Raw genomic sequence first — 12,312 nt, forward strand, 5'->3', positions numbered from 1 at the left:
GGCGAATTCCGTTGCGACGGCGGGAGCCTAGCGCATTTTCAAGCGAAGTGGATTCCAGGGTGCCGGCGGCAGGGCGAGAGCGGATGCCCCCTCTCCCCTTGCGGGAGAGGGTCGGGGTGAGGGGTGTGGTGCCCTTTGTCCCGAACGGTTGAGCAAGCGGAACCAGCCCCCCCACCCCCGGCCCCTCTCCCGCCCGAACTCGGCTGTTGCCGAGTTCGGTTCGTCAAGGTCGAAGTCGGCAACAGCCGACTTCGAGGGGAGAGGGGAGTCACGACAGGTTTGTGTGGTCCGGGGAACGGGGAGCCTCAGTCCCCCGACACGGCGAAGCGCAACAGCATCGTGCGCTGGAGGGGGCTGAAATTGTCGTCGGAGATCATGGTGAGAAGAATCTCGCCGGAGGCGCTGCGGGTGACGCCGAGGCCTTCCATATTGTCGATCTCGTATCCCATGTCGAAGCGGCCCAGCACCTCGCCAGTGATGCGCGCCCCCGGCTTCACCTCGCTCGCGGGGAAGCGGCGGAGCTGCATGCTCACGCCCTCCAGCGGGGCGTAATGCCGCTCCAGCAGATAGAAATTGCCATCCGGCCCCAGCGCGAGGTCGGTGGCGTCGAACGGGCCGCTCTTGGTCACGGTGAAGCCGCCCGGAGCGGGACCGCCGATGATGAAGCCGGGCAGGTCGTCCGCCTTCTTCGCCCCCTCCTCCCCGATGGCGATGAGCGCGCCCTTGAGCGGGCCTGAGGGCATGAAGGCGAGGCTTTCGAGGCCGGTATTGCGCCTCAGGTTCTTGATGGCCGGCGCCGGCACCAGCGTGCCGTGCTTGCCGAGGGGATCGCGCGGATAGCGCCAGATCTCGTTGATGGTCTCCATCGCCACATAGGCGGCATCCGGCGCCAGGGTGACGGATTCCACATCCTCGCGCGCATTGTCCGCCTGCACCTTGCCCTCCGCGTCAAGCAGCGCCGCGGCGGTGACATCGGCGAGGCCGGTGGGGCGGTCGTTCTCCGTCACGAGCCGGCCGGAGAGGAACAGGCCGGCATCGGTGATGGCGAGGAAGTGCCCATCCTGCTCCAGCGCAAAGCCGGAAATGCCGCCAAACCCCGGAAAGGGCGAGGTCAGCACCAGCCCGCCGAGGAAGGTTAGCGGCCCGAACTTCGTGAGTTCGTCCCCCCGCTTGAAGGTGGCGACGGGCTGTGCGGTGACCGTGATGGCGACCGGCTCGGGCGGCAGAGCGCCCGGCTTGGAGAAGGCGAAACTGAACAGCAGCGCGCCGCCGAGCACCCCGGCGGCGACAATACCTGCGGCGCGCAGGCGCCGTCTCAATGCAGGCGGCCGCCCCGCGGCGCTCCCCTGCCGCCGCCTCCGGGCGTTTCCTCGAACAGCTCGGCGAGCTTCTCCGTCATCACCCCGCCCAGCTCCTCGGCGTCCACGATGGTGACGGCGCGGCGGTAGTAGCGCGTCACGTCGTGTCCGATGCCGATGGCGATCAGCTCCACCGGCGAGCGGGTCTCGATCTCGGTGATGATATGGCGCAGGTGGCGTTCCAGATAATTGCCGGCGTTCACCGAGAGGGTGGAATCGTCCACCGGCGCGCCGTCGGAGATCATCATCAGGATCCGCCGCGCCTCGGTGCGGGCGAGCAGGCGCTTGTGCGCCCAGTCCAGCGCCTCGCCGTCGATATTCTCCTTCAGCAGGCCCTCGCGCATCATCAGGCCGAGGTTGCGGCGGGCGCGGCGCCAGGGGGCGTCGGCCGACTTGTAGATGATGTGCCTGAGATCGTTGAGGCGGCCGGGCGCTGCAGGCTTGCCGGCAGCGAGCCAGGCCTCGCGGGACTGGCCGCCCTTCCAGGCGCGGGTGGTAAAGCCCAGCACCTCCACCTTCACGCCGCAGCGCTCCAGCGTGCGGGCGAGAATGTCGGCGCAGGTGGCGGCCACCGTGATGGGCCGGCCGCGCATGGAGCCCGAATTGTCGATGAGCAGCGTCACCACCGTGTCGCGGAAGTCGGTGTCGCGCTCGCGCTTGAAGGAGAGCGCGGCCATGGGGTCCATGATGACACGTGGCAGGCGCGCGGGATCGAGCACGCCCTCCTCAAGGTCGAACTCCCAGGCGCGGTTCTGCTGCGCCAGCAGCTTGCGCTGCAGCCGGTTGGCGAGGCGCGCCACGACGCCCTGGAGGTTGGCGAGCTGCTTGTCGAGATAGGAGCGGAGCCGCGTCAGTTCCTCGGGGTCGCAGAGGTCCTCGGCGGAGGTCTCCTCGTCGAACTTGGTGGTGAAGGCGTGGTATTCCGGCCCGCGATTGTCCTGCGTGACGGGCGGGCGGGGCGACCACGGCTCGGCCGGCTCCTCGCTGTCGCCCATCTCGGTGCCGTCGGGCACGTCGGCGGGGGGTGCGGCCTCGCTCTGGGCGGCAGAGTCGGGCATTTCCTCTTCGGAAAGCTCGGCCTCCATCTCGGTGGCGCCCTGCTGGCTGTCGTCCTCGCGGCTCTCGCCGTTCTCGCCACCCTGCTCCTCGGCGCCGCCCTCGTTCTCGGCCTCCTCAGGCTCCTGCTCGGTGTCGAGGCCGCTTTCCTCGCCCATGTCGAGGGAGGCGAGCAGATCGCGGGCGATCTCGCCGAACTTCTTTTGGTTCTCGATGCTGTCGAGGAGCCGCGCGAGGTCGCCCTCGGCCCGTTCCTCGATGAAGGGGCGCCACAGGTCCACCACCCGGCGGGCGTCGGGAGGCGGCGGCTCGCCGGTCAGCCGCTCGCGCACCATCAGGGCCACCGCATCGGCGATGGGGGCCTCGGAGCGCTCGGTGATGTCGGCGAAATTGGCGCGGTGGTAGCGGTCCTGCAGCATGGCCGCGAGATTGCGCTTCACGCCCGGCATGCGGTTGCCGCCGATGGCTTCCACGCGTGCCTGCTCCACCGCTTCGAACACGCCACGGGCGACCTCGCCCTGGGGCAGCATCTTGCGATGGACGCCGGGGTCATGGCATGCGCGGCGCAAAGCGAGGGAATCCGCATGGCCGCGCACGATGGCGGCGTCCTGCAGGGTGAAGCGGCGCGGCGGCTCGGGCAGGCGCACCCGGTCCGGGCCGAGCGCGGGACGCTCGGAGGCGAAGGACACCTCGAACTCGGAAACGCCGGCTATGGCCTTGAAGCAGCCGGTGACGGCGCGCTTGAACGGCTCGGCGGGAGCTTCCTTGGGGGCCTTGCCGGTGGTGCGGTTGGTGGCCATGGCGCGTGCTTCTTCGGCTCTTGCGTCTTGTCGGATGCGCTTCGGGCGAGGCGCGTCCTGCGGGGCGACAGGCCGCGCCGGGGCGCAGCCTGTTCAATGCAAGGCGCGGCTGAGCCGCACCGGTTCAGGAGAGAGCGACGTTCACCGTGCTCTCGGCCAGCTCCTGGCCGAAGCAGCGCTGATAGAACTCCGCCACCAGCGGGCGCTCCAGCTCGTCGCACTTGTTGAGGAAGGTCACGCGCAGAGCGAAGGCGATGTCGCGGAAGATGTCCGCGTTCTCGGCCCAGGTGATGACCGTGCGCGGGCTCATGACGGTGGAGAGATCGCCATTCATGAACGCCTGCCGGGTGAGGTCGGCGAGGCGGACCATGCGGTTCACCGTGTCGCGGCCCTCCACGTTCTGGAAGTGCTTCGCCTTGGCGAGGACGATGTCCACTTCCTTGTCGTGGGCGAGATAGTTCAGCGTGGTCACGATGGACCAGCGGTCCATCTGCGCCTGGTTGATCTGCTGGGTGCCGTGATAGAGGCCGGTGGTGTCGCCGAGGCCGATGGTGTTGGCGGTGGCGAACAGCCGGAACGCGCCGTGCGGGCGGATCACGCGGCTCTGGTCGAGCAGGGTCAGCCGGCCGGAGGACTCCAGCACGCGCTGGATCACGAACATCACGTCCGGGCGGCCGGCGTCATATTCGTCGAACACGAGGGCGACGTTGTTCTGGTAGGCCCAGGGCAGGATGCCGTCGCGGAATTCGGTGACCTGGAGGCCATCCTTCACCACGATCGCGTCCTTGCCGATGAGGTCGATGCGCGAGATGTGGCTGTCGAGGTTGATGCGCACGCACGGCCAGTTCAGCCGCGCCGCCACCTGCTCGATGTGCGTGGACTTTCCGGTGCCATGGAAGCCGGTGACCATCACGCGGCGGTTGCGGGCGAAGCCGGCGAGGATGGCGAGGGTGGTCGGCCGATCGAACAGATAGTCCGGGTCCAGCTCGGGCACATGCGGGTCGGCTTCGGAGTAGGCCGGGACCTCCATGTCGATATCGATGCCGAACGTCTGGCGAACCGACACCTTCATGTCCGGCATCGGGGCAGTGGTCTCCAAACCGCTCATAACTCCTCCGTCGGCGCGCCCCGCGCGCCCCTTTTCGTGTTCGTGTCCATCGCGGCGCGGTCCAGGGGGCCGCCTCCGCGTCGCCGGCGATCCTGAGGACCGCTCAGCAGAAACCTGCCTGCTTGAGGCTGTTATAGGCCTGAATGACGCTGCGCAGGCGATCCTCCGACGACCGGTCGCCGCCGTTCGCGTCGGGGTGGTGCAGCTTCACCAGTTCCTTGTAGCGGGCCTTGATCTCGACCGCGCTGGCCGACATGTCGAGGCCCATCACCTCCAGCGCCCGCCGCTCGGCGGTGCGCACGATCTTCCCGTCGGGCTCCGGCCGGTCGGCGCGGAAGGCGCCGCCCATCTCGGCGGTGAAGCCGAAGGGGTCGCCCATGCCGTCGGTCGCGTCCGCGCTGGCGCGGCGGCCGCCGGCCCCCTTCATGCCCATCTTCCATGTGGGCCGATGGCCGGTCAGCGCATCCTTCTGGTAGGCATATACCGCATCGTCGGTCATGCCCGAGAAATAGTTGTAGGATTGGTTGTACTCGCGCACGTGGTCCAGGCAGTAGGACCAGTACTGGCCTTCCTGGTGCCGCCCCTTGGGCGCCTTGTGCGTGCCCTCCGCCGCGCAGCCCGGCCATTGGCAGCCTGTCAGCGACATCCGGCTGCGGGGCCGGTCGTCGGCGGGCTTGACCCGGATGCGGTCGAAGAGGGGGGAGTCGAGTTTCATGGCTGGTCGATTATGTGCGCCGTTCCGCGACGCGGCAAGGAATTGCGGTGCAGCGCGCGGAGAAAGCGCAGTTCCACAGGGGTAGCAGGGGATGCTCTCGGGGCAGTCAGGTCAGGCACGGACGCGGCTGAGCCGGTCTCATCGTGGCCGAGGGTGGCAGGCCGCGACAAGCCCCATATAATGCCGCCCACGCGGGAGCGCCATAACCGGCCGCCCCGTTTGGTCCCTTCCATTGCACAGAAGCCCTTTCATCATGTCCGAAACGTCTCTTGCCTCCATCCGCCAGACCCTCGAGGCCGGCCTTACCCCCCTCGCCCTCGAGCTTGAGGACGAAAGCCACAAGCACGCCGGCCATGCCGGCGTGATGCACGATCACAAGGGCGCCAACCGCGGCGACGGCGGCATCACCCACCTTCGGGTGCGGGTGGTTTCCCCGAGCTTCACCGGCAAGAGCCGGGTGGAGCGTCACCGCATCGTCAACGGCCTGCTTCAGGGCGAGATCGCGCGCGGCCTGCACGCGCTCGCCATCGAGGCCAAGGCGCCGGGCGAATGAGTTTGAATTCGGTCAAGAGGTCGCCCGCGCATGGCTGAGGCCGCGTTGCATCGGGAAGAGGGCGCCCTCGTCCTCTTCTCCGGCGGGCAGGATTCCGCCACCTGCCTTGCCTATGCGCTGGAGCGCTTCGGGCGGGTGGAGACCCTCGGCTTCGACTATGGCCAGCGCCACGCGGTGGAGCTGGAGCGCCGCCCCGTGCTGCGCGCTGCCTTCCGTGCCCTCAATCCGCTCTGGGCCGCGCGGCTCGGCGACGACCATGTGCTGGACCTGCCGGTGCTCGGCCAGATCTCCGACACGGCGCTAACCCGCGACGTCGCCCTCCACATGGAAACGAACGGCCTGCCGAATACGTTCGTGCCCGGCCGCAACCTCGTATTCCTCACCTTCGCCGCCGCCCTTGCCTACCGCCGGGGGCTCCGGCACATCGTCGGCGGCATGTGCGAGACGGACTTTTCCGGCTATCCCGACTGCCGGGACGACACCATCAAGGCCATGCAGGTGGCGCTGAACCTCGGCATGGAGAAGCGCTTCGTTCTCCACACGCCGCTCATGTGGATCGACAAGGCCGAGACCTGGCGCCTGGCGGAGCATCTGGGCGGCCGGCCGCTGGTGGATCTCATCGTCGAGGAGACCCATACCTGCTATCTCGGTGATCGGGGCCACCGCCACGCCTGGGGTTATGGCTGCGGCGAGTGCCCCGCCTGCAGGTTGCGGGCGGACGGATTTACACGCTACAGCGCCGGCTGAATGGCCTCTAAATGGCCGTCGAGCCTTGGAAAACGCAGGAAAACAAGCGCGACCGCCACCAAATAGCCGCCGCTTTGCGCTAGATTTGCAACACGTACCAGAACCGAATCGGAAGTTTCCATGGCCGAACCCGTGCCCGCCGCGTCGCCCGACGACTACGGCGCCCAGTCCATCCAGGTGCTCAAGGGCCTCGATGCGGTCCGCAAGCGTCCCGGCATGTACATCGGTGACACGGACGACGGCTCGGGCCTGCACCACATGGTCTACGAGGTGGTGGACAACGCCATCGACGAGGCGCTGGCTGGCTGGGCGAAGGAAGTCACCGTCACGCTGGAGGCCGACGGCTCGGTGACCGTGACCGACGACGGCCGCGGCATCCCCACGGACCTGCACCCGGAGGAAGGGGTTTCCGCCGCCGAGGTCATCATGACCCAGCTGCACGCGGGCGGAAAGTTCAACCAGAATTCCTACAAGGTCTCCGGCGGCCTGCACGGTGTGGGCGTCTCGGTGGTGAACGCGCTCTCGACCACGCTCGACCTCACCATCTGGCGTGACGGCAAGGAGCACTACATGCGCTTCCGCCACGGCGACGCGGAGGCGCCGCTCAAGGTGGTGGGCCCAGCGCCAGCGGGCAAGCGCGGCACCAAGGTGACCTTCCTGCCGAGCCCCGAGACCTTCACCCGCATCGAGTTCGACTACGCCACGCTGGAGCATCGCCTGCGCGAGCTGGCCTTCCTCAATTCCGGCGTGCTCATCGTGCTCACCGACGCGCGCGGCGCCGAGCCGAAGCGCGAGGAGCTGCACTACGAGGGCGGCGTCGAGGCCTTCGTGAAGTATCTCGACCGCAACAAGACCGCGCTCATCGCCAAGCCCGTGGTGATCCGCGCCGAGAAGGACGGCATCACGGTGGAGGCCGCGCTCTCGTGGAACGACGGCTACCACGAGAACGTGCTCTGCTTCACCAACAACATCCCCCAGCGTGACCGCGGCACCCATTTTACGGGCTTCGCCGCCGCGCTGACCCGGCAGGTGCTGGGCTATGCCAACACCTCGGGCATCTCCAAGAAGGAGAAGGTGGACCCCACCGGCGAGGACTGCCGCGAGGGTCTGACCGCGGTGCTCTCGGTGAAGGTGCCCGACCCGAAATTCTCGTCCCAGACCAAGGACAAGCTCGTCTCCTCAGAGGTTCGCCCGGTGGTGGAGAACCTGGTCGGCGAGGCGCTCGCCAACTGGTTCGAGGAGAACCCGGTCGAGGCGAAGAGCGTGATCGGCAAGGTGGTCGAGGCCGCCGCCGCCCGCGAGGCCGCCCGCAAGGCGCGCGACCTCACCCGCCGCAAGAGCCCGCTGGATGTCGCCTCTCTGCCCGGCAAGCTTGCCGACTGCCAGGAGAAGGACCCGGCCAAGTCCGAGATCTTCATCGTCGAGGGTGACTCGGCCGGCGGCTCCGCCAAGCAGGGCCGCGACCGCGCCTTCCAGGCCGTGCTGCCGCTGCGTGGCAAGATCCTGAACGTGGAGCGCGCGCGCTTCGATAAGATGCTGTCGTCCGAGCAGATCGGCACGCTCATCACCGCGCTCGGCACGGGCATCGGCCGCGACGATTTCGACATCGCCAAGCTGCGCTACCACAAGATCATCATCATGACGGACGCCGACGTGGACGGCGCCCACATCCGCACCCTGCTGCTGACCTTCTTCTTCCGGCAGATGCCGGAGATCGTGGACGCGGGCCACCTCTTCATCGCCCAGCCGCCGCTCTACAAGGTGGCGCGCGGCAAGTCCGAGACCTACCTCAAGGACGAGAAGGCGCTGGAGGACTACCTAATCACCACCGGCCTTGAGGAAGCTTCCCTCCACCTCGCCTCGGGCGAGGTGCGCACCGGCGCCGATCTCGCCCATGTGGTGGACGTGGCGCGCCAGCTGCGCAGCGCGCTTGCCGCGCTCCATCCCCGCTACAACCGCGCGGTGGCCGAGCAGGCGGCGCTGGCCGGCGCCTTCGCCCCCGCCGCGCTGGAGGACGAGGCCACCGGCACCGCCGCGGCCGCGGAAGTGGCCCGTCGCCTCGATGCCCTGGCGGACGAGACCGAGCGCGGCTGGACCGGCCTCTGCGACGAGACCGGCTACGCCTTCTCCCGCACCGTGCGCGGCGTCGCCGAGGTGGCGCGGCTCGACCACGCCTTCATCGCCTCCCCCGAGGCGCGCCGGCTCGACACCCTCGCCCGCGACCTCGACGGCGTGTTCGCCGCCGCCGCGACCCTCAAGCGCCGCAGCGACGAGCAGGTGCTGTTCGGCGCCGTGGACCTGTTCGACGCCGTCACCGATTCCGGCCGCAAGGGCCTCTCGCTCCAGCGCTACAAAGGCCTCGGCGAGATGAACCCCGAGCAGCTGTGGGAGACGACGCTGGACATCAACGCCCGCTCGCTCCTCCAGGTGCGCGTGAAGGAGGTCGACGCCGCCGACGACCTCTTCAACCGCCTGATGGGCGACACGGTGGAGCCGCGCCGCGAGTTCATCCAGGAGAACGCGCTGCGCGCCAGCGTGGACGTGTGAGGGGACGGGGCGGCGCTACGGAATCCAGATGGCGGCATCTTTGTCGCCATAAGCGGTGGCCCGCCCCTCCAGGGTTTCGATCCCCACCCATGCGCACACGACTGCATCGAGTTTGTCTTCAAAAGACTTGAGTTCGGTGCCGCGGCTGGCGGGGCCGGGAAGCGGAAGAGCTTTGGCGACACCACCGATACGCTCCTCCAGCGATAAGACGAGGGTGGACCAGACGTCCATGAGCTGAGCGCGGCGCTCAGTGGGCAAGGCTCCAGGCCAGTAGTTTCTTATTTTCTGCGCCTTATAGGGCAAACGCTCCTGCGCACCGGTCAGGGCCAGGAGCGCAGGGTGGGGATAGACCTCGATGGTGCACGGCGGCACGACCACGGCCGTCGCGAGGGGATAGCCGGCGGCTGCCAGATCCTCCTGGAGCTGCCGGCCGATAGCGCCGGGGCGGTCCTTGCCGGGAGAATGCGTGCCGCACTTCCGCCCCCCGAACGTGCGTGACACGGCGTTGTCTGCCTCGCGCCTTCCTTCGATCGGCCTCAGCGATAGGGGCATGTCCACCGCGACGAGATCCGGCGGGCCCCCGGCGATCGCGGTTGCAGCCGAGATGAGGAGCGCGCCCTGAGCCTGCGCCGTCTGCCCCGTGAATGCAGCATAGGATCCGAAAACGCCCGACAACGTCCATCCGTCGGCGTTGCGAACCGCCACAGCGAGGCCGCTCGGGTTGCGTTCGGTCCACGCCGCGTCGATTCCCAGCACGACCTTGTTCATGCCATCCCCCGAAACGTTTCCGAGGATGCGCCGATCGATCGTGTCGCAGCGGAAACACCAGCCGGCCTGTAAGCCGGGTTCTGTACGGCGGGCTTGCACCCGCGTGGCGACCATTCCTCTGGGACGCCGGTTGCCCGGCGCCTCTAGCAGTCAACCCGGACGGCGCCCCGTAGACAGGGGTGGTTGCCCGTGCCGTCCCTATTCGACTTTGCTCCCGGTGGGGTTTGCCGTGCCGCTCCCGTTGCCGGTCGCGCGGTGGGCTCTTACCCCACCGTTTCACCCTTACTCGCGCACGCGCGAGCGGTCTGATTTCTGTGGCACTTTCCCTGGGGTCGCCCCCGCCGGACGTTATCCGGCACCGTGTCTGCGTGGAGCCCGGACTTTCCTCGACACCGAAATGCCGCGGCCGCCCGGCCGGCTGGTGCGGGAGGAATGGGGGTTTCGGGCGGGGGCGTCAAGGGGCGTGAGCCGGCGAAGGGCTCCTCACCCCACCAGCTCGAACCACTCGTCCTCGGTGATGACCCTCACCCCCAGCGCCTGCGCCTTCTCCAGTTTCGAGCCCGCGCCGGGGCCGGCGACCACGAGATCGGTCTTGGCGGAAACGGAGCCCGCGACCTTGGCGCCCAGCCGCTCGGCCATGGCTTTCGCCTCGTCGCGGGTCATCTTTTCCAGCGACCCGGTGAAGACGACCGTCTTGCCCGCCACCGGGCTTTCGGCGGCGATGCGTTCCATGGGGGCGGGCGTCACCTCCGCCAGCAGGGCCGCGACCACCTCGCGATTGCGCGGCTCGTGGAAGAATTCGATGACGGCTTCCGCCACCACGTCGCCCACGCCGTCGATGGCCAGCATCTCCTGCCAGGCCTCATTGCCCTTGGGGTGTTCCTCGCCCGGGATGACCGCGGCCAGCGCACCGGCCTCCAGCGCTTCCACGGTGCCGAAATGGCGCATCAGGCGCTTGGCGTTGGTCTCGCCCACGTGGCGGATGCCGAGGGCGAAGACGAAGCGGTCCACCGCCACGTTGCGGCGGGACTGGATGGCCGCGAACAGGTTGGCCGCCGAGGTCTTGCCCCAGCCCTCCCGGTTCTCCAGCCGCTGGAGGCCTTCCTTGTTCCGTGCCTCAAGGGTGAAGATGTCGGCGGGAGAGGCGATGAGCCCCCAGTCGTAGAAGGCGCGCACCTGCTTCTCGCCCAGCCCCTCGATATCGAAGGCGTTGCGCGATACGAAGTGGCGCAGCCGCTCCACCATCTGCGCCGGGCAGATGAGCCCGCCGGTGCAGCGGCGCACCACGTCCATCTTGCCCGTCTTCGTGTCCACCTCCCGCACCGCATGGGAGCCGCAGGCGGGGCACAGGGTGGGGAACTCATACGGCTTCGACCCCGCCGGCCGCTTCTCCTCGATCACCCGCACCACCTGCGGAATCACGTCGCCGGCGCGCTGGACCACCACCGTGTCGCCGACGCGGATGTCCTTGCGGGCGATCTCGTCCTCGTTGTGAAGGGTGGCATTGGCGACCACCACGCCGCCCACCGTCACAGGCATCAGCTTGGCGACCGGGGTGAGGGCGCCGGTGCGGCCCACCTGGATGTCGATGGCCTCCAGCACGGTGGTCGCCTGCTCGGCCGGGAATTTGTGGGCGATGGCCCAGCGCGGCGAGCGGGAGACGAAGCCGAGGCGCCGCTGCAGATCGAGCCGGTCCACCTTGTAGACCACGCCGTCGATGTCATAGGGCAGGCTCGCCCGCTGCGCCTCGATGGAGCGGTAGTGGGCGATCAGCTCCGCCGCGCTGGTTACACGCACCATGAGCGGATTGGTGGAGAAGCCCCAGCGGGCGAAGGCCTCCACCATGCCGTGCTGGGTCGCGGCCGGCAGCGGCGTCGCCTCGCCCCAGGCATAGGCGAAGAATTTCAGCGGCCGGGAGGCGGTGATGGCGGGGTCGAGCTGGCGCAGGGAGCCGGCGGCGGCGTTGCGCGGATTGGCGAACACCTTCTCCTCCGCCGCCGCCTGCCGGGCATTCAGCGCCTCGAAGTCGGCCTTCGCCATGTAGATCTCGCCGCGCACGTCGATGACGTCAGGCACGCCGGCGCCATGGAGCCGGTTGGGGATGTCGTCGATAGTCCGCACGTTGGCGGTGACATCCTCGCCCTCGGCACCGTCGCCGCGGGTGGCGGCCACGTCCAGCCGGCCGTCCACGTAGCGCAGCGAGCAGGACAGCCCGTCGATCTTGGGTTCGGAGGTGAACGCCACTTCTTCGTCCGCGCCGAGCCCGAGGAAGCGCTTCACCCGCGCCACGAACTCCTCCACCTCCGTGTCGGAGAAGGCGTTTTGCAGGGACAGCATGGGCACGCCATGCACCACCTTGCCGAACTTTTCGGACGGCGCGGCGCCCACCTTTGCCGAAAGGCTGTCCTCGCCGACGAGGCCGGGGAAACGTGCTTCGATGGTCTCGTAGCGGCGGCGCAGGGCGTCATATTCCGCATCGGAGACGACCGGCGCGTCCTCCCGGTAATAAGCTGCGTCATGGCCCCGGATCTCCTCGGCGAGGGCCGCGTGCTCGGCGGCGGCGTCTGAGGGGGAGAGATCCTCCACCTTGAGGGAGCGCAGGGGCAGGGCGGGCTTGGTCATCGTCGGCGGTTCCCGGAAGGCGTCCGCCGGCGCCGGCG

9 protein-coding genes and 1 other RNA gene are annotated in these 12,312 nt (G+C 68.6%); 3 read left to right on the forward strand and 7 right to left on the reverse strand.

The window, feature by feature from the left end; translation table 11 throughout:
- Window positions 1–305 precede the first annotated feature (305 nt).
- From ACT535_RS08785 to ACT535_RS08800, 4 genes are all read right to left on the reverse strand, one after another.
- Complete coding sequence (locus tag ACT535_RS08785) at window positions 306–1,319, reverse strand: esterase-like activity of phytase family protein (protein ID WP_476364088.1); 1,014 nt, start codon at window positions 1,317–1,319, stop codon at window positions 306–308.
- The gene (gene cobT / locus ACT535_RS08790; protein ID WP_476364089.1) at window positions 1,316–3,214 is read right to left on the reverse strand and encodes a cobaltochelatase subunit CobT; all 1,899 of its coding nucleotides are present in this window, start codon (window positions 3,212–3,214) and stop codon (window positions 1,316–1,318) included. Before cobT ends, ACT535_RS08785 begins: the two co-directional genes overlap by 4 nt.
- 124 nt (window positions 3,215–3,338) lie before the next feature.
- Window positions 3,339–4,322 (reverse strand): cobaltochelatase subunit CobS, encoded by a 984-nt coding sequence (cobS, locus tag ACT535_RS08795; RefSeq protein WP_476326134.1) that lies wholly within the window; start codon window positions 4,320–4,322, stop codon window positions 3,339–3,341.
- Between the two features lie 103 nt (window positions 4,323–4,425).
- Window positions 4,426–5,037, reverse strand: coding sequence for a J domain-containing protein (locus ACT535_RS08800; protein WP_476364090.1), 612 nt, complete (start codon window positions 5,035–5,037; stop codon window positions 4,426–4,428).
- 253 nt (window positions 5,038–5,290) lie between these two features.
- On the opposite strand from ACT535_RS08800, the gene ACT535_RS08805 reads away from it, so the two are divergent.
- The 3 genes from ACT535_RS08805 to gyrB all read left to right on the forward strand — a co-directional run bounded on the left by ACT535_RS08805 (window position 5,291) and on the right by gyrB (window position 8,884).
- A complete protein-coding gene (locus ACT535_RS08805; protein ID WP_476326130.1) occupies window positions 5,291–5,590 on the forward strand; it encodes a BolA family protein in 300 nt (99 codons plus the stop codon).
- Window positions 5,591–5,620: 30 nt separating this feature from the next.
- A complete protein-coding gene (gene queC / locus ACT535_RS08810) occupies window positions 5,621–6,337 on the forward strand; it encodes a 7-cyano-7-deazaguanine synthase QueC (protein WP_168458635.1) in 717 nt (238 codons plus the stop codon).
- Between the two features lie 120 nt (window positions 6,338–6,457).
- Window positions 6,458–8,884: a DNA topoisomerase (ATP-hydrolyzing) subunit B gene (gyrB, locus tag ACT535_RS08815; RefSeq protein WP_476364091.1), complete on the forward strand. Its 2,427-nt coding sequence runs from the start codon at window positions 6,458–6,460 to the stop codon at window positions 8,882–8,884.
- A gap of 15 nt (window positions 8,885–8,899) precedes the next feature.
- On the opposite strand, the gene ACT535_RS08820 is transcribed toward gyrB, so the two are convergent.
- The 3 genes from ACT535_RS08820 to ligA all read right to left on the reverse strand — a co-directional run bounded on the left by ACT535_RS08820 (window position 8,900) and on the right by ligA (window position 12,274).
- Window positions 8,900–9,652 (reverse strand): DUF429 domain-containing protein, encoded by a 753-nt coding sequence (locus tag ACT535_RS08820; protein ID WP_476364092.1) that lies wholly within the window; start codon window positions 9,650–9,652, stop codon window positions 8,900–8,902.
- Window positions 9,653–9,705: 53 nt separating this feature from the next.
- An RNA gene (rnpB, locus tag ACT535_RS08825) (RNase P RNA component class A) lies at window positions 9,706–10,074 on the reverse strand.
- Window positions 10,075–10,135: 61 nt separating this feature from the next.
- Entirely contained in the window at window positions 10,136–12,274 is a 2,139-nt protein-coding gene (gene ligA / locus ACT535_RS08830; RefSeq protein ID WP_476364093.1) for an NAD-dependent DNA ligase LigA, read from the reverse strand.
- Window positions 12,275–12,312: the final 38 nt, after the last annotated feature.

It is taken from the genome of Xanthobacter sp. DMC12 (assembly GCF_056314105.1).